Here is an 18,148-nt window from a genome sequence, read left to right on the forward strand (position 1 = left end):
TCGGCGTCAGCTCGCGCCGTGACCGAGGTCGGCGAGCGAGCTGACGATGGTTGCGCGGGCGACGGTTTGCTCGATGCCGAGCCCCGAAAGTATGGCCGCCATCTCCGGATCGGTGAACAGGCCCAACAGGATGTGTTCGGTGCCCACGAAATCGTGGCCCAGATCGACCGCCGACGCCAGTGTCGCCTGCAGCACTGAACGGGACCGCTCGTCGTAGGGCACAACAGTTTTCTCGCCCTCGGAGGGCTGCATCGCAGTCGACGCCGGGCCGTTGGCAGTGCACGCGGCGGCAAGAGATGCCGCCGGCACACCGTGGGCGCGCAAGGTCAAATCGGCGATGGATTCCGGAGCCACGGCCAATGCCCGCGCCAGGTGCTCGGGCGTGACCGCGGTGCTGTGATCGGCGACTGCCACATTGTGTGCCTCGGCGATCACATCGCGTGCTCGCGGAGTGAAACGCGCGAACGGATTCGCCTCATCGGCCAACGGTGTCGGCGCGGCGTCGGCGGGAGTGCGCGTCACGAACCGTTTCTGGGCCGCTTGTTTGCTGACCCCCATGGCCGCACCGATGTCGGCCCACGAGGCCCCGGTGCGCCTGGCCTGGTCGACGAAGTGGCCGATCAGGTGGTCGGCCACTTCGCCGATGTGTTCGGCGGTGATCATGGCGCCGGTCAGCTGGTCCAGGGGATCATCGTGCGCGGCACGGACACCGGCGATCAGATCATCGAGGCGGACATCGTGGACCTGGGTGCGCTCGGGCATGCGTCAACACTAGGTTGACAAGCGAGAATGCGTCAACCCTTGGTTGACGCAGTTGGTTGCCGGCGGAACTTGTCGGTGGCGTGTGATGCGATGACACCGAACCCGTCCGTCGAACGTCTGAGGCCACCGGCATCGCTGAGTGTCGTCGCTCGAGTGCGTTGACTCGAGCGTCGTTGACAGCGGTGGGGAGGCTGGTAACGATGGATGCCAGGGTTGCCCGTCCGCCCCCGGCCTTGCCGCCGGGTCCACCACAACGGGAGGTACCGGTGAGCATCACCAATCGCCCTGTGTCGATCGAGACCGAGTCGACCCAGTCCGGCAACGTCGAGTCCATGTCCGCCCAGGCCCGCAGATTCCTCGAGGTGCGGTCGTTGACCGACGCTCTGAGCGCGGACCTCTCCGCCGAGGATCAGACGCCGCAATCGATGACCGACGCCAGCCCGGCGAAATGGCATCGGGCGCATGTGACCTGGTTCTTCGAAGAGTTCATCCTCCGAAACGTCGAGTCGTATCACGTTTACGACGACTCATTCCGCTACCTGTTCAACAGCTATTACGAGGCGGTCGGCGACCGGCACCCACGCCCCGAACGCGGGTTGGTCACCCGACCGGGTGTCGCCGACGTCGGGCTCTACCGCGAGTACGTCGACCGCGCGATGGTTGATGCGCTGGAACGCGGGGTACTCGACGACGATGCGTTGGCCTTGCTCGAGCTGGGATGCAATCACGAGCAGCAACATCAGGAACTGCTCTTGATGGACATCAAGCACCTGTTCTCCACACATGCCTTCGATCCGGTCTACGTGGATCGCGACATCGACGAGCCCGGTGAACCCGGTCCGCTCACCTGGCGCTCGGTGGCCGGCGGTGTCACCGAAGTGGGAGCAACGCCGGGATCTGCCGGCTTCAGCTACGACAACGAGGGTCCCCGACATCGGGTCTTCCTGGAGGACTTCGAGATCGCCGAGCGGGCGGTGACCAACGCCGAATGGTTGGCGTTCATGGCCGACGACGGCTATCGGCGCCCCGAACTCTGGTTGTCCGACGGCTGGGCGCACATCACGCAAACCGGTTGGCAGGCACCGGAATACTGGCGCCTGGTGGATGGGGAGTGGACCACCTTCACTCTATCTGGCCGACGTCAGCTGGTCGCCGACGAACCGGTGGTGCACGTGTCGTTCTACGAGGCCGACGCATTTGCCCGGTGGGCCGGCGCGCGGCTACCCACCGAGTTCGAATGGGAGGCAGCCGCCGAGACCGGCGACAGCGCACGTGGACAGCTACTCGACGTGGGACGTTGCCATCCCGGGAGAGCCGGCGCCACCATGATCGGCGACGTGTGGGAGTGGACGGCCAGCGCCTATCTGCCCTACCCGGGATTCGTGCCCGCCAACGGCGCGGTCGGCGAGTACAACGGGAAGTTCATGTGCGACCAGCATGTACTGCGCGGTGCGAGCGCGGTGACCCCACCCGGGCACGAGCGCATCACCTACCGTAACTTCTTTCCGGCCTCGGCGCGGTGGGCCTTCTCCGGTCTGCGACTGGCCCGATGACCGCCGACGCCGGTCGTCAACTCGCCGACGACGCCGCCGACGGATTGTGGTCCGATCCGCCGACCCTGCCCACCAAGTGGCTCTACGACGAGCGGGGCAGCCTGCTCTTCGACGAAATCACCCGGTTGCCGGAGTATTACCCGACGCGTCGGGAGACGTCGATCCTGTACGCACGTGCCACCGAGATCGCTGCGCTGACCGATGCGGCGACCATGGTGGAATTCGGGTCGGGCACCTCCACCAAGACACGCTTGCTGTTGGCGGCGTTCGCCGACCGGGCCGAGGCCACGGGGCGTCGATTCACCTATGTGCCGCTCGATGTCAGCACCGAGATCCTGGAATCCTCGGCCGCCGAACTCGCCCGCGACTACCCGGATATCGACATCGAACCGGCGGTCGCTGATTTCACCGCGCCCGACCTCGCCTTGCCGGCCTCGGACGGTCCGCGGATTGCGGTGTTCCTCGGGGGCACCATCGGCAACTTCGACGACGCGATGCGCGCCACCTTCCTGGGCCGCCTGGCCAAGGCGCTCGATCCGGGAGACTACTTCCTGCTGGGCGCCGACCTCATCAAGGACACTGGCCGACTTGTGGCGGCCTACAACGACAAAGCCGGTGTGACGGCCGATTTCAATCGGAACATGATCGAGGTGCTCCGCCGCGGGCTCGACGCCGACGGACTCTACGTCGACGACTTCGACCACATTGCCCGGTGGAACCCGGTGCAGCACCGCATCGAGATGTGGCTGCGTGCCCGCCGCGATGTCGACGTGCGGTTCCGCGGCCTGGACCGGAATTGGCAGCTCGAGCGCGGTGCCGAGGTCCTCACCGAAATCAGCACCAAGTTCGATCGCTCGACACTCGCCGACGAACTGGCTCAGGCCGGGGTCGTGGTGGAGCGGCAGTGGACCGACGATCACGACGACTTCCTAGTGACGCTCAGTCGGCGCTGAGCAGGTCGCGGACCTGCGGGATTACTTGGGTGCCGTACAGTTCGACGCTGCGCATCAGATGCTCGTGAGGCAGTGTGCCGTGTGAGTACTTGAGGTCGAAGCGGTTGAGCCCCAGTGTCTTCGCGGTTGCCGCGATCTTGCGGGCCACGGTGTCGGGAGAGCCCACATGGAGCGCGCCGGCCGGGCCCGCGGCGCGCTCGAACTCGATCCGGGTGGGTGGCGGCCAGCCTCGTTCGCGGCCGATCCGGGTCATGTAGGTCCGGTAATGCGGCCAGAGCTGTTCGCGTGCCAGCTCGTCGGTGTCGGCGATGTGGCCGGGGGAGTGGACTCCCACCGGCAGATCGGTGGGCTGCTCGAGTTCACCGAGCGCACGGCGGTACAGATCGGTGTAGGGCGTGAACCGGGCGGGATCGCCCCCGATGATCGCCAGCATCAGCGGCAGACCGTGCGTCGCGGCGCGGATCACCGACTCCGGACTCCCGCCGACCGCGATCCAGGTTGGCAGCGGCGCCGACGACAACCCCGGGTACACCGACTGTCCGGTCAGCGGAGTGCGGGTCGCACCCGACCAGGTCACCGGTTCGCCCGTCCGCAGCTGGGCGAACAGCGACAGTTTGTCGGTGAACAACTCCTCATAATCGGCGAGGTCGTAGCCGAACAGGGGAAACGACTCGGTGAACGATCCGCGCCCGAGAATCACTTCGGCGCGGCCATCCGACAACGCGTCCACGGTGGCGAAACGCTCGAATACCCGGATCGGGTCGTCGGAACTGAGTACGGTCACCGCCGAGCCCAACCGCATCCGGTGGGTCGCAACGGCGATGGCACCGAGGACCACTTCGGGTGCCGAGACGGCGTAGTCGTCGCGGTGGTGTTCCCCGACTCCGAAGAAGTCGACACCCACCTCGTCGGCGAGGACTGCTTGTGCCACGACGTCACGGATGGTCTGTGCCGCAGACACCGCATTCCCGTCGTCGTCAACCGTCACGTCGCCGAAAGTATCGAGGCCGAGTTCCATGGGAGCACCCTAGCTTTGCCGGTCAATGCGCACTGCGTGAGCGCAGCTGTGAGAAGCTATGGAACGCAGCGTCGGACACCCCGACGTCACCTACCGGCTAAGGAGTATGCCCGATGTGGGACTCGTTCTGGGACTTCATCTGGTACACGATCGTCATTTTCGCGTTCGTGGCCTATCTGATCGTCCTCTGGCACATCATCATCGACCTCTTCCGTGACAAGTCCTCCGGCTGGATCAAGGCCGTGTGGATCATCTTCCTGATCCTGCTGCCGTACATCACCGCAATCGTCTACCTGCTGGTCAAGGGCCGCGGTATGGCAGAGCGTCAGAATGAGGCGGTCAAGGAGGCCAAGCAGGCCACCGACAGCTACATCCAGTCGGTCGCCACGGCCAAGAGCCCGGCCGAGCAGATCGCCGACGCCAAGCAGTTGCTGGACTCCGGCACCATCACCCAGCAGGAGTTCGATTCGCTGAAGGCGAAGGCGCTCAGCTAGCTTTCGCGCCGACGGAACCCTGTTTTTCGCCGACAGCACCCTGTTTCGCGCCGACAGAACCCTGTTTCGCGCCGACGGCATCTGGTTCTGTCGGCTGCCGTGCTGGGCGCGTGTGAGGGTGAGGTTGCGGGGCGCGGGGCGCGGGGCGCGGGGCGCCTGTCAGGTCCCGAATGGGTTCGCGGTGTGGCCGACGAGATCGGCAACCGAATCGATCACCCGGGTGGCCCGATAGGGGAACAGTTCCACCGACGTGGGAGTCGATATGCCGGACAGGACCAGGATGGTCTCCAGCCCGGCCTCCATGCCGGAGATGACGTCGGTGTCCATCCGATCGCCGATCATCAGGGTGTGCTCGGAATGCACACCGATCTGCCGCAGCGCTGAGCGCATCATCAGCGGATTCGGCTTGCCCACGTAATACGGTTCGCGGCCGGTGGCCCGGGTGATCAGGGCGGCCACGGCGCCTGTCGCAGGGAGCGAGCCGGCCGCCGACGGCCCGGTGGCGTCGGGGTTGGTCGCGATGAACCGGGCCCCGCGTTCCACCAGGCGGATGGCCGTGGTGATCGCCTCGAACGAGTACGTCCGAGTCTCCCCGAGTACGACGTAGTCGGGGTCCGAATCGGTGATCACGTAGCCGATCTCGTGTAGCGCCGTGGTGAGACCCGACTCGCCGACGACGTACGCCGATCCGCCCGGGCGCTGGGACTCCAGGAACCGGGCAGTGGCCAGTGCCGACGTCCAGATCGACTCCTCGGGAATGTCCAAGCCGGTGCGCAGCAGGCGTGCCCGCAGGTCGCGCGGGGTACGGATCGAGTTGTTGGTCAACACGATGAACGGGACATCGTTGGCGCGCAGCTCGGCCAGGAACTCGTCGGCGCCGGGGATCAAGTGTTCTTCGCGGACGAGAACACCGTCCATGTCCATCAGATAGTTCCAGCTCATGTACCGCATTATGGCCGGGCTCGGCAATGGCCGCGTCGAACCCTCGAAATGCGCCCCCTGGGCTGTTTCGCTGGGGTGCATTTCGGTCGTGGGTGCCGCGTTCGCCGCGGCGGTCAGTCGGGACGCTCTGACACCCGCCACAGCGGGTTGACCGGACCGTGCCCGGCCCCAAGCGGGTAGGCGGCCTCGAGTCCCCGGGTCACCCACCGCTTGGCGAAGTCGATCGCGTCGGGCACGGGATAACCGTGCGCGAGCGCACCGGCGGTGGCCGCCGCGAGGGTGTCCCCGGCGCCATGATCGTGCCCGGTCTCGATGCGTGGATGGGCGAACTCGTGAAAGTGCTCGCCGTCGAACAGCAGGTCGGGGCTCTGGGCCGACGTGCGCAGGTGTCCGCCCTTGACCAGCGCCCATTGTGCCCCCAGCGCGTGCAAGGCGCGGGCCGCGTCCTGTTGCGACGCGGCGTCGACGACGTCGATGCCGGTGATCAGCCGCACCTCGTCGAGGTTCGGCGTCACCACGGTGGCGATGGGGAACAAGGTGGAGCGCAACGTCTCCAGGGCTTCGGCAGCCAACAAGGGGTCACCGTGCATCGACGCACACACCGGGTCGACGACCAGCGGGACGGGCCGATCGCGACCGATGCCGAGCTCGCCGCATGCCGCGGCGACGGCCTCGATGATCGGTGCCGAGGCCAGCATCCCGGTCTTGGCCGCCCCGACGCCGATGTCGGTGACCACGCTGTGCATCTGCGCGGCCACCGTCGCCGGCGCGATCTCCGCAAAATCCTGCACGCCCACCGTGTTCTGCACCGTCACCGCTGTCACGGCGACGCAGGCATGCAGTCCGAGAAGCGCGAAGGTGCGCATGTCGGCCTGGATGCCGGCGCCGCCGCCCGAATCCGAACCGGCGATGGTGAGAACCCGTCGCGGCGTCACACCGGGTGGCGCCGTGGGTAATCGGAGGTCATCGGTCATCAGGTGGGGGAGCCTCCGGCCGCGGCCTCCAACGGTAGATAGACCCGGTTGCCGTGCTCGGCGAACTCCGCCGACTTGGCGGCCATCTCCTCGGCGATCTTGCGGTCGATGTCCTCGGCGGTCACCAGGCCGTTCTGCTCGGCGTAGTCGCGCACATCCTGCGAGATGCGCATCGAGCAGAACTTCGGCCCGCACATCGAGCAGAAGTGCGCGGTCTTGGCCGGTTCGGCGGGCATCGTCTCGTCGTGATATTCGCGTGCGGTATCCGGATCGAGGGCCAAGTTGAACTGGTCGGTCCAGCGGAACTCGAAGCGCGCCTTGGACAGTGCGTCGTCACGCGCCTGCGCGCCCGGATGCCCCTTGGCGAGGTCGGCGCTGTGAGCGGCGATCTTGTAGGTGATCACACCGACCTTGACGTCATCGCGATTGGGTAGTCCCAGATGCTCTTTGGGCGTCACGTAGCACAGCATCGCGGTGCCGGCCTGCGCGATCATCGCGGCGCCGATGGCCGAGGTGATGTGGTCATAGGCAGGTGCGATGTCGGTGGCCAACGGTCCGAGCGTGTAGAACGGCGCCTCTTCGCACAACTCTTCTTCGAGTCGCACGTTCTCGGCGATCTTGTGCATCGGTACGTGGCCCGGTCCTTCGATCATCACCTGCACACCATGCGATTTGGCGATCGTGGTGAGTTCGCCAAGGGTGCGGAGCTCGGCGAACTGCGCCTCGTCGTTGGCGTCGGCGATCGAGCCGGGCCGCAGACCGTCACCCAGCGAGAAGGTGATGTCGTAGCGGGCGAAGATCTCGCAAAGCTCCTCGTAGTGGGTGTAGAGGAACGACTCCTGGTGATGCGCCAGACACCAGGCGGCCATGATGGATCCGCCGCGCGAGACGATGCCGGTGACCCGCCGGGCCGCGAGCGGCACATACCGCAGCAACACCCCGGCGTGCACGGTCATGTAGTCCACGCCCTGCTCGGCCTGCTCGATCACGGTGTCGCGGTAGATCTCCCACGTCAGCTTGGTGGGATCACCGTTGACCTTCTCCAGCGCCTGATAGATCGGCACCGTGCCAACCGGGACCGGGGAGTTGCGCATGATCCATTCGCGGGTCATGTGGATGTCGCGACCTGTGGACAGGTCCATGATGGTGTCGGCGCCCCATCGGGTGGCCCACACCATCTTCTCCACCTCCTCGGCGATCGAACTGGTGACTGCCGAATTTCCGATGTTGGCGTTGACCTTCACCGCGAACCGCTTGCCGATGATCATCGGTTCGGATTCGGGATGACGGTGATTGGCGGGGATCACCGCACGTCCTGCGGCGACCTCGGCACGCACGAGTTCCACCTCGACACCCTCACGTGCGGCGATGAAGCGCATCTCGTCGGTGACGATGCCGGCGCGTGCCCACGCCAGCTGCGTCGACGCCCCGTTCACTGGTTCGGGTCGGTGCCACGCATCGCGAGTCGGCGGCAATCCGTGCTCCACGTCGATGGTCGCGGTCACGTCGGTGTATGGACCGGACGTGTCGTAGACGTCGAGGTGCTCGCCGTTGGTCAGCTGGATGCGTCGCGCCGGAACCCGGAGATGATCGATCTCGCGGTAGTGCTTGCTGCTTCCCTCGATCGGCCCCTGGGTGACAGTCGAGACGGCAGTTTCGGATACACGTGTTCCCATGATGCGACTTCCTACGCCGGCATTACCCGGACAGGTTCAGGCGGTCGGCGACCGTCCCGTCGCCATCTCAGCCCCCGGTGATCGTGGGAGCCCCCGCGTGTTCAATTTGTCGATCGCGGCGTCCGCCGGGATCAGCACCACCCTACGACGTCGCGGTGCTCGGTGCGGGCCGGGGGCCGCGACCGACAACCTACGCCATCGTAGGGTAGCCTGTGACAGGGATCACATAGGGTCCTACGTCGGTGTCGGGAGGGGAGCCCCGCCGCCGGCGATCCGCCGCGTTCAGGAGGGATTGTGCAGAGGAAGCATCAGCATCGACCACCACAGTCTGCGCAGGCGATTCTGCAGCAGATCGCCCAGGTGGTCCACAATCCCGACCGCGACAGGTTCGAGCTGTGGGTGGCCGGCGACCTCGTCGGCGTGCTCGGGTACAGCACCGAGGTCAGCGAGGGAAAACCGACAATCACGATCCTGCACACCGTGCTCTACGACGAATACACCGGCCACGGTCTCGGCACCCGCCTGATGGTCGGGGCCATCGCGTATGTGCGTGACCAAGGAGCTCGGCTGAGGCCGGTCTGCTCGTTCACCAAGTCGTACCTCGATTCCCATCCGGGGATCGTGCCGCTGGCGCCGGCGTGAGCGCAGCCTAAGTTAGGCTACCCTGACGGAAGTTGCTGTCGAGGGAAGGCCGTGTCACATGGCGGAACAGACCAAGTCCAAGTCGCGCGGGTGGCAGGGCGCCGTCCTCAAGCTCATGGGTGCCGACGACTACGAGCTCACCGTGACCAGCAATGAACCGGTCACCGACGACTACATCCGGCTTGGCTTCACCGGTGGCGGCCTGCTCGCCGACCGCCCGGTCCACCCGACGATGTGGCTGCGCATCTGGTTCGAGAACAAGCACGGCAAGCTCCATCAGCGCGCCTACACCCTTGTCGATCCGGACCCGGCGACCGACTCGTTCTCCCTCGAGTTCGCCATCCACGACGGCGCAGCCACCCGGTGGGCGCAGTCGGCCCGGCCCGGCGACACCATCTCGTCGACCTTCATGGGGTCGAAGTTCGCCATCGGCGACCCGGCCCCCAAGGGCTGGCTGATCGCGGGCGACACCGCGGCGCTGCCGGCAATCAACTCGCTGCTCGACGCGATCTCCGCGTCGTCGAACCCGTCGGCGCCGGCGACGATCTGGTTCGAGTACGTGCACGAATCCGACACGTCGCTTCCGCTGCGACTGCGCGACCAGGACACCATCAACTGGATCAAGCGTGACGGCACGGCGCTGACCGATGCGGTCCGCGATGCCGCGTTCGACGCCACCGATCATCACGGGTTCGTCGCCCTGGACATGAAGTCCACACGCGCGGTGTCCGGGTTGTTCAAGAACGACTACAAGCTTGGCAAGGCCAACGTGAAGGCCCAGGCCTACTGGCGGGAGAACGGTCCGGCTTCCTGACGACGCCGAGGCGTGAGCCCGGTCACGGCTCCTGCAGCGACCGGACCAGCACCGCCTTGTCGATCTTCCCGACCGCGGTGACCGGCAGGGTGGGCACCACCACCAGGCGGTCGGGCAGTTTGAACGACGCGAGTCCACGTTCGGCGAGGAACGTGCGGACCTCAGGGAGCGTCAGTTCGCGTCCCCGCGGATGATCGTGCGACAGCACCACGGCGGCGCAGATCTTTTCACCCAACGACTCGTCGGCTAGGCCGACGACTGCGGCTGCACGGATCGACTCGTGGGCGAGCAGATTCTCCTCGACGTCATCGGCAGCGACGTTCTCACCGGCCCGCACGATGGTGTCCTTGATCCGGCCGGTCACCGCCAGATGGCCCGACGGCAGTCGGCGTACCCGGTCGCCGGACCGGTAGAAGCCCTCCGGGGTGAACGAGCGTGCATTGTGCTCGTCGGCGCGGTAGTAGCCGCGGATCGTGTACGGACCGCGTACCAGCAGTTCGCCGTCGGTGCCGTCGGGCACGTCGTCACCGTTCTCATCGACCACCCGCACCTCGTCGAACTCCGACATCGGTGCACCCTGCACCGCGTGCACCAACTCGCGGGGGTCGTCGAGGCGGGTGTAGCAGATGAGTCCCTCGGCCATCCCGAACACCTGCTGGACCACGTCGCCCAGTGCGGCATCGAGTGCGACGGCGTCGGGTTCGGCCAGCTTGGCGCCACCCACCTGCAGCAGTCGGAGACTGCTGATGTCGGCGGGTTCCCACTCGGTGGCCGCGCACCACACCTGGGCCAGCGCCGGGACGAGTGCGGTCACGGTGACCCGGTAGCGCTCGATCAGGTCGAAGGTGTTGTCCGGGCTGGGGTTGTCGGTGACGACGGTGTGCCCCCCAACCGTCATCACCCCGAGCATCCCGGGACAACACAGCGGGAAATTGTGGGCACCGGGCAGCGCCACCAAATACGTGTCGGCCGCAGTGAGTTCGGCCACCTCGGCGGAGCGGCGCGCGTTGTAGGCGTAGTCATTGTGGGTCCGCGCGATGAGTTTCGGCAGCCCGGTGGTGCCGCCGGAGATGAGGAACAGTGCCGGCGCGTCCGGGTCGGTGTCCTCGGCCGACGGCAATCTGGTGGTCTCCGGGTCGGCATCGGGCAGTGCGGCATACACGCCGGGGTCGCCGTCGACGAACACAGTCGCCACCGTGCCGACGCGTCGCTGCAGATCCGCGGCCAATTCGCGGTAGTCGTATCCGCGACGGTCGTCCTCGGTGATGTAGGCGACGGCAGCGGAACCGGCGGCGAGGTGTGCGATCTCGCTGACCCGATGCGCGGGCAGCGTCATCACCGGCGCCACACCGGCGCGCAGCAGCCCGAACAGCGTGATGACGAACGCCGCCGAGTTGTGTTGCTGCAGGATCACCCGCTGACCCGGCCGCAGGCCGGCCTGCACGAAGCCTGCCGCCCGGCGCAACACGGCGGCATACAGCTCGGCATAGCTGAGGGTGAGGTGGTCGGTGGTCGCGGTATCGGTGACGGCGGGCGCATCCGGGTGCCGGGCCGCGGCGCGTTCGAGTGGGTGCCACAACGGCTGGTCGGGAAAGATGCTTGCGTCGCGATAGCGCGCGGCGATTGCATCGGGGTGGGGGCGGAAGCCGAGCTGCAGATCGGCGACCGAGGTCGTGTCAGATGTGCCGACGTCAGACATGGGCTGCCGCCGTCGTGTGGAAGCCCAAGAGGGCCGAGGTTCCGGCGCCGATGTCGATCACGCTGGGCTGCGGTTGCGGTGCGGGGCTCCGATCGTCGGCGATGACCAGTCCGATCAGGACGAGGGCCACCGCGAACGCCGAGATCACCGCGGCGACGCCGGCGGCGGCGATCACGACCGGGATGTTCACACGCCGCCGCCACGACGATTTCCGGGCACTCATGGGGGTATTCAAACACACCGATAAGGCCAGGCTTACCGATGTGAGCTTCGGTTGTCCGCCTCCATCGTTTAGCCTTACCTAACGGGGGTTGTACGAATCACGAGCTTGTGCGAGGAGGACTCGGTCATGTCGCTGACCGTTGAAGCGGCCGCCGGGGGTGTGGCCGACGACCTGCGTCCGCCGCTCTCCGCGGCCCGGATCTGCGCCGCGTGGGCCGCATCGGGGGAGTTCGACGAGTACCTGGTGTACGAGCGTGAAGGTCGCTGGGTGTTCGCGGCCGGTGTGCGTGCACGGCTGATCCTCACCCGCAGCACGGTCGACGTCGTCGACGGGCACTCACGAACGACGACCGAGTGGTCGGGAGACCCGGCCCGTGTCATCGCCGATGCGCTGGCCGGCCTCAAGTCGTCGACGTGGCGTGTCTACGGGTGGGTGGGATTCGATTTCTGTGCGCCCCGTCATGGTCTGCTCGAGCGGGTTCCCGAAGACGCGGAGCTGGCGCATCTGATCGTGCCCGAGGTGGAGCTGGTCATCGAACCCGACACCGTCGATCCCGCCCACATCGACACCGGTGACACCGACCCGGATCGCGCAGCACGACTGCTGGCGGTCGCTGCGCGAGCAACGGCGCCGCCCGAGTCTGCGGCGGTCGATGTGATGCCCGTCGATGTGTCCGATGACCGGGACGACTACCGCGGCCGGGTCGCCCGCGCGGTCGACGAGATCGCCCGAGGCGACTACCAGAAGGTCATCCTGTCGCGGCGTGTCGACATCCCGTTCGACATCGACATCTCGGCCACCTTCGTCCGGGGGCGCGAGGCCAACGATCCGGCCCGGTCCTATCTGTTCCGACTCGGCGCGATGTCGGGCGCCGGGTTCAGCCCCGAGTTGGTGGTTGCCGTCGATGCCGACCGACGGGTGGTTACCGAACCGCTGGCCGGCACGAGAGCATTCGGACGCGGTGACGCCGACGACGCGGCTGCCCGCGCCGATCTGCTGTCCGATCCGAAAGAGGTTGTGGAACACTCAATGTCGGTACGCGCATGTATCGAGGAGATCGCCTCGATCGCCACCCCGGGTAGCACTGCGGTCAGCGAGTACATGGTGGTGCGCGAGCGCGGCAGCGTGCAACATCTCGCCTCGACGGTGGCCGGGCAGTTGGCCCCGAATGCCGATCCCTGGCAGGCGCTGTCGGTGTTGTTCCCATCCATCACCGCTTCCGGAATCCCGAAAGCACCTGCGTTGGAGGCGATCTATCGACTGGAGCCGGAGTCTCGCGGCTTGTACTCCGGTGCGGTGATCACCGCGTCGTCGGCCGGTGAACTCGAAGCCACCCTGGCGTTGCGCACGGTGTTCGCCACCGACGAAGCCGCGTGGCTGCAGGCGGGTGCGGGGATCGTCGGGCAGTCCACTCCGGCACGCGAATTCGAAGAGACCTGCGAGAAGCTCGGCAGCGTCGCGCCGTATGTGGTGCGACGCGGGGAAGGTGGCCGATGAGCGGATTCATGCGAGCACGCGACGAGGTCAAGGACGCCATCGCCGACGCGCTGGGCATTCCGCGTGACGAGATCGCCGACGACGCCGACCTCATCTCGCTCGGGTTGGACTCGATTCGGATGATGAAGATCGCCGGAGGCTGGCGTAAACGCGGACACCGTCTGAACTTCGCCCAACTCGCCGCCGATCCGAGTGTGGACGCCTGGGCCCGGATGCTCGACGCCACCGCGGCTCCCGCCGACAGCGCCACCACCGCCGACGCAACCCCGAATCCCGCCGAGAGCACCCCGAACCCCGGCGACGGAACCCCGGATCGCGTCGAGGGTATCGCGGATTCGGACGATGCCGCGTTTCCCCTCGCCCCCATGCAGCATGCGTACTGGATCGGCCGCACCGATGCAGCCGACCTCGGCGGGGTGGCCGCCCACCTCTACGTCGAATTCGACGGCGCCGGAATCGATGTCGAGCGCCTGCGGGCCGCCGCCGACCGTCTCGTTCAACGTCACCCGATGCTGCGTGCCCGCTTCCGGCCCGACGGCACCCAACAGGTACTCGACCACGTCGGCCGAGATTCGTTGGTAACTAACGATCTCCGCGCGGAAACTCCAGCGGCGATCGAACGCGAACTGGCTGTCCTGCGCGACACCAAGAGCCACCAGATGCTCGACGTCGCCGCAGGTCAGGTGTACGACCTGACCCTGACCCGGTTGCCGGACGCGCGTCATCGCCTGCACTTCGACATCGACATGCTCGCCGCGGATGCGATGAGCTACCGGATGCTGCTCGCCGATCTCGTCGCACTCTACGACGGCCAGGCGCAGCCTGCGGCCGAGGTCACCTATCGCGACTACCTCACCTATCGCGCCGAGCATCCCGACCCGAACCGCGACCGGGATCGCCGCTGGTGGGCGGAACGCCTCGACGAACTGCCGTCCGGACCGGCCTTGCCCGCCTGGAGCGAGTCTGCCGGCACCACCGACAGCCACCCCGAACGACCCAACCGTGTGGTGCGCCATCACCATTGGATCGATGCCGCGACCAAGGAGACCTTGCTCGGTTCCGCGCATCAGCGCGGCGTGACGCCCGCGATCGCGCTGGCCGCGGTGTTCGCCGCCACCATCGGGGCATGGTCCAGCGATGATCGTTTCCTGCTCAACGTCCCGCTCTTCCACCGCGAGCCGTTGCATCCCGAGATCGAGAGGGTGTCCGGGGATTTCAGCTCCTCGGTACTCGTCGATGTCGACGTGAGGCACACCCGGTCGGTGCTCGATCTCGCCCGGTCGATGCAGAAAACAATGCACGCCAACGGGTCACACGCCAGCTACGGAGCGTTGGAGGTCCTGCGCGACCTGGGGCGTGCCCGCGGCGAACAGGTGTTGGCGCCGGTGGTCTACACCAGTGCGCTGGGCCTCGGTGAGCTGTTCTCCGAGGATGTGCTGGCGCGCCTGGGCGACCCCTCCTGGATCGTGTCGCAGGGCCCGCAGGTGACGTTGGATGCACAGGTGACCGAGGTGCGCGGCGGCCTGCTGCTCAACTGGGATGTGCGCGCTGCGGCGTTTCCGCCGGGCGTGGTGGAAGCGATGTTCGCGCACTATATCTCGGCCATCGAACGGCTGACCGACGGGGACTCCGGCTGGCTGGGTACAGCTGTCCCCGCGCTGCCCGCCCCGCAGCGGGAGGTGCGACGACGGGTCAACGACACCGCCGCACCGAGCAGTGGGCGAGTGCTGCACCAGGAATTCTTCACCCGCGCCGTCGCCGAACCCGACCGCGCCGCCCTGTTCTGGCGTGGCGGCACGCTGAGCTACGGCGAACTGGCGGGTCAGGCACTCGCGGTGGCCGGCGCCCTGCGCGATGCAGGGGTGCTTCCCGGCGACGCGGTCGGCGTGCAGATCCCGAAGGGGCCTGACCAGGTGGTGGCCACACTCGGGGTGTTCGCGACCGGGGCCACCTGGGTACCGATCGGTCACGACCAGCCGGTCACGCGCCGCGCGACGATCCTGTCCACCGGCGACATCCGGGTGGTCCTCGGCGCCGACGGCGCGCTCGACGACATGCTCGACGGGGTCGTCGGCATCGACCTCGCCCACGCCAGGACTCATCGCGCGCCGTTCACGCAAGCCGTGCTGCCCGACCCGGAATCGATCGCCTACATCCTGTTCACCTCCGGCTCCACCGGCACGCCCAAGGGTGTCGAGGTGCCGCACCGGGCCGCGATGAACACCATCGACGACATCAACGACCGCTTCGCGGTGGGCCCCGAGGATCGCTCGCTGACCGTGGCGGCACTCGAGTTCGACATCTCCGTTTACGACATCTTCGGCCTCTACAGCGCCGGCGGTGCCGTCATCGCGGTGGACGCCGACGATGCCCGCGACCCGGCCGGCTGGCTCGATCTGCTGCGCACCCATCGCGCATCGATCCTCACCTGCGTCCCCAGTGCGCTGGACATGCTGCTGACCGTCGCCGAGGAAGGATCTGCCGGGCTCGGAGATTCGCTGCGCGCGGTGTTGCTCGGTGGGGACTGGGTGGGCGTCGACCTACCGCGCCGCCTGCATGCGTTGGCACCCGGCGCCCGCTTCGCCGGCTTGGGCGGTGCCACCGAGATCGCCATTCACGGGACCGTCTGCGAGGTCGTCGATCCGCCGGCGCAGTGGACGTCGGTGCCGTTCGGAACCCCGCTGCGCAACGTGATGTGTCGCATCGTCGATTCGGCCGACCGCGACTGCCCGGACTGGGTCACCGGTGAACTCTGGGTCGGCGGTGCCGGTGTGGCGCACGGATACCGCAACGATCCCGAGCGCACCGCGCAACGGTTCATCGAACGTGACGGCCACCGGTGGTATCGCACCGGCGATCTGGCGCGGTATTGGCCGGACGGCACTATCGAATTCCTGGGTCGGGCAGACCATCAGGTCAAGATCCGTGGATTCCGGGTCGAACTCGGTGAGGTCGAGGGTGCATTGCGATCGGTCGACGGTGTTCGTCACGCGGTCGCGACCGTGCACACCGCGCCCGGCGGTGCCCGCAGTCTGGCCGCCGCGGTCACCACCGACGACACCGCCGCCACGAGGCCGTCCGCCGAAACGATCGCCGCTGCGCTGCGGGAGTTGTTGCCTGCCTACATGATCCCGGCCACCATTGAGATCCTCGACGAGCTCCCGCTGACCGGGAACGGCAAGCTCGACCGCGCCGCGATCGCCGCGGTGTTCGACGACACCGGCGCCGGCAACCATCAAAGGGTGGAACCGGCGGACGACCTCGAGCGGGCGCTGTTGATGATCGTCGTCGAGGTGCTCGGCGCCGACCCCGCCCGGATCGGGGTGACCGACGACTTCTTCGCCGTCGGCGGCGATTCGGTCCTCGCGACCGCCGTGGTGGCGCGCGCCCGGGAGTGGCTCGACGCCCCGCAGATCGGTGTGGTCGACATCTTCACCGCCCGTACGGTGCGTGAACTCGCGCAGCGCGTGGATGCGGCCGACGAACAGCCCGGCCGGCTCTACCAGGTGGCGGCGATCTACCTCGAGGTGGCGGCCATGGACGAGGCCGAACTCACCGATGCCGAACTGGCTGGGGGATCGCGCTGATGAGCACTCGACCTCCGCAGACCCTGCTGGTGATCGGGGCCGGCCCGAAGGCGATCGCCGTGGCCGCCAAAGCCTCCGTGATGCGTGGACTCGGGCTGCCGGCACCTCATGTTCGTGTGGTGGAATCGCATGCGGTGGGCGCGAACTGGCAGTCCATCGGCGGTTGGACCGACGGTCGTCACCGGCTCGGCACGGGACCCGAGAAGGACATCGGTTTCCCGTACCGGTCGACGGTCACCGGCCGCACTGCACACAGCGACCTCAACGCCGAGATCAGCCGCCGCATGCAGGCCTATAGTTGGATGTCGTTCCTGGTGGAACACCAGACCTACGCCGAGTGGATCGACCGAGGTCGCCCCAACCCGCATCACCATGTGTGGGCGCGCTACCTGCAGTGGGTGGCCACCCGCATCGACCTCGACATCACCATCGGCACCGTGCGTTCAGTCTCCGCCGACGACGACCAGTGGAGCCTGCAGATCGCCATGCCCGACGGCGGCAGCAGTGAGGTGGTGGGCGATGCGCTCATGATCACCGGACCCGGATCGAGCGACACCGCGATCCTCGACGACGAGCACGTGCTGTCGGTTGCCGCGTTCTGGGACCGCGTCTCGCGCCGCGACCTGCCCGTGGCCTCCCGCGCCGCGGTCATCGGTGGCGGCGAGACCGCAGGTTCTGCCCTCGACGAATTGGCCCGCCACGAGGTCATGTCGGTCTCGGTGATCTCGCCGGGCGCCACCATCTACACACGTGGCGAGAGTTACTTCGAGAACGCCATGTTCAGCGATCCGACCGGATGGTCGGCCATCTCGCCGGCCGAACGGCGCGACGTGATCCGGCGCACCGACCGCGGTGTCTTCTCGGTCAGCGTGCAGGAAAACCTGCTCGGCGACAGTCGTATCCAGCATCTGCAGGGTCGCGTGGTGGCGGCCCGCCGGGCCGGTGAGCTGATCGCGGTGACACTGCACAACGAAGGGCGCGCCCCGCAGACCCTCACCTTCGACCTCGTCGTCGACGCGACCGGCGGGCAACCACTATGGTTCCTGGACCTGTTCACCGACGACGCCGCGGATCTGTTGGAACTGACACTGGGCTGGCCGCCCACGCTCGAACGCATCGAGTCGGCCATCGGTCACGACCTCGCCGTCACTGGCCTGACGCCGAAGTTGTTCCTACCCAACCTCGCCGGGTTTGCACAAGGTCCGGGCTTCCCTAACCTGAGTTCGCTCGGCGAACTGTCCAACCGGGTGCTACGGATCACCGAGCGTCAGGGCCGCGGTGCACGCGCGGCCGTCCTGAGTGAGGAACGCTGAC

Annotated in this window: 15 protein-coding genes and 1 riboswitch; of the genes, 8 read left to right on the forward strand and 7 right to left on the reverse strand. The window is 67.2% G+C overall.

The features are described 5' to 3' along the window. Positions 1-6: 6 nt before the first annotated feature. Entirely contained in the window at positions 7-762 is a 756-nt protein-coding gene (locus tag VX037_RS14675) for a Clp protease N-terminal domain-containing protein (RefSeq protein ID WP_328714749.1), read from the reverse strand. A 266-nt stretch (positions 763-1,028) separates the two neighbouring features. On the opposite strand from VX037_RS14675, the gene egtB reads away from it, so the two are divergent. Together egtB and egtD are read left to right on the forward strand one after the other, a co-directional pair. Beyond that, a complete protein-coding gene (gene egtB / locus VX037_RS14680; protein ID WP_442903680.1) occupies positions 1,029-2,315 on the forward strand; it encodes an ergothioneine biosynthesis protein EgtB in 1,287 nt (428 codons plus the stop codon). Continuing rightward, a complete protein-coding gene (egtD, locus tag VX037_RS14685) occupies positions 2,312-3,268 on the forward strand; it encodes an L-histidine N(alpha)-methyltransferase (protein WP_328714751.1) in 957 nt (318 codons plus the stop codon). The genes egtB and egtD overlap by 4 nt, the downstream gene beginning before the upstream one ends. On the opposite strand, the gene VX037_RS14690 is transcribed toward egtD, so the two are convergent. Continuing rightward, entirely contained in the window at positions 3,255-4,286 is a 1,032-nt protein-coding gene (locus VX037_RS14690; RefSeq protein WP_235725823.1) for an LLM class flavin-dependent oxidoreductase, read from the reverse strand. The two genes, egtD and VX037_RS14690, sit on opposite strands and share 14 nt — an antisense overlap. A 113-nt stretch (positions 4,287-4,399) precedes the next feature. On the opposite strand from VX037_RS14690, the gene VX037_RS14695 reads away from it, so the two are divergent. Continuing rightward, positions 4,400-4,780, forward strand: a complete 381-nt coding sequence (locus VX037_RS14695) for an SHOCT domain-containing protein (protein ID WP_235725822.1) — start codon at positions 4,400-4,402, stop codon at positions 4,778-4,780. A 159-nt stretch (positions 4,781-4,939) separates the two neighbouring features. On the opposite strand, the gene VX037_RS14700 is transcribed toward VX037_RS14695, so the two are convergent. The 3 genes from VX037_RS14700 to thiC all read right to left on the reverse strand — a co-directional run bounded on the left by VX037_RS14700 (position 4,940) and on the right by thiC (position 8,372). Then, entirely contained in the window at positions 4,940-5,722 is a 783-nt protein-coding gene (locus VX037_RS14700; RefSeq protein ID WP_235725821.1) for an HAD-IIA family hydrolase, read from the reverse strand. 113 nt (positions 5,723-5,835) lie between these two features. Continuing rightward, complete coding sequence (gene thiD / locus VX037_RS14705; RefSeq protein ID WP_328714753.1) at positions 5,836-6,696, reverse strand: bifunctional hydroxymethylpyrimidine kinase/phosphomethylpyrimidine kinase; 861 nt, start codon at positions 6,694-6,696, stop codon at positions 5,836-5,838. Further along, positions 6,696-8,372 carry a phosphomethylpyrimidine synthase ThiC gene (gene thiC, locus VX037_RS14710; RefSeq protein ID WP_328714755.1) on the reverse strand — a complete coding sequence of 559 codons (1,677 nt, stop codon included), beginning with the start codon at positions 8,370-8,372 and terminating at the stop codon, positions 6,696-6,698. Before thiC ends, thiD begins: the two co-directional genes overlap by 1 nt. Then, a riboswitch (TPP riboswitch) is annotated at positions 8,364-8,479 on the reverse strand. Its footprint overlaps the gene before it by 9 nt. Before the next feature lie 187 nt (positions 8,480-8,666). On the opposite strand from thiC, the gene VX037_RS14715 reads away from it, so the two are divergent. Further along, positions 8,667-9,014, forward strand: coding sequence for a GNAT family N-acetyltransferase (locus tag VX037_RS14715; RefSeq protein WP_235725818.1), 348 nt, complete (start codon positions 8,667-8,669; stop codon positions 9,012-9,014). Between the two features lie 58 nt (positions 9,015-9,072). Beyond that, complete coding sequence (locus tag VX037_RS14720) at positions 9,073-9,828, forward strand: siderophore-interacting protein (RefSeq protein ID WP_235725817.1); 756 nt, start codon at positions 9,073-9,075, stop codon at positions 9,826-9,828. Between the two features lie 22 nt (positions 9,829-9,850). Here the strand turns inward: VX037_RS14720 and VX037_RS14725 are convergent, their stop codons facing one another. Then, on the reverse strand, positions 9,851-11,527 hold the full coding sequence (locus VX037_RS14725) for a (2,3-dihydroxybenzoyl)adenylate synthase (RefSeq protein ID WP_328714757.1): 1,677 nt from the start codon (positions 11,525-11,527) through the stop codon (positions 9,851-9,853). Continuing rightward, positions 11,520-11,750 (reverse strand): hypothetical protein, encoded by a 231-nt coding sequence (locus tag VX037_RS14730; RefSeq protein ID WP_328714759.1) that lies wholly within the window; start codon positions 11,748-11,750, stop codon positions 11,520-11,522. Before VX037_RS14730 ends, VX037_RS14725 begins: the two co-directional genes overlap by 8 nt. Before the next feature lie 126 nt (positions 11,751-11,876). Here VX037_RS14730 and VX037_RS14735 point away from each other — a divergent pair, with 126 nt between their 5' ends. From VX037_RS14735 to VX037_RS14745, 3 genes are read left to right on the forward strand one after another with little or no spacing between them, the layout of a single operon-like run. Beyond that, entirely contained in the window at positions 11,877-13,247 is a 1,371-nt protein-coding gene (locus VX037_RS14735; RefSeq protein WP_328714761.1) for a salicylate synthase, read from the forward strand. Continuing rightward, positions 13,244-16,834 carry a non-ribosomal peptide synthetase gene (locus VX037_RS14740; protein WP_442903681.1) on the forward strand — a complete coding sequence of 1,197 codons (3,591 nt, stop codon included), beginning with the start codon at positions 13,244-13,246 and terminating at the stop codon, positions 16,832-16,834. The genes VX037_RS14735 and VX037_RS14740 overlap by 4 nt, the downstream gene beginning before the upstream one ends. Next, positions 16,834-18,147, forward strand: a complete 1,314-nt coding sequence (locus VX037_RS14745; RefSeq protein ID WP_235725813.1) for a SidA/IucD/PvdA family monooxygenase — start codon at positions 16,834-16,836, stop codon at positions 18,145-18,147. The genes VX037_RS14740 and VX037_RS14745 overlap by 1 nt, the downstream gene beginning before the upstream one ends. Position 18,148 lies beyond the last annotated feature (1 nt).

The organism is Gordonia sp. Z-3 (genome assembly GCF_036233855.1).
Classification (GTDB): domain Bacteria; phylum Actinomycetota; class Actinomycetes; order Mycobacteriales; family Mycobacteriaceae; genus Gordonia; species Gordonia tangerina.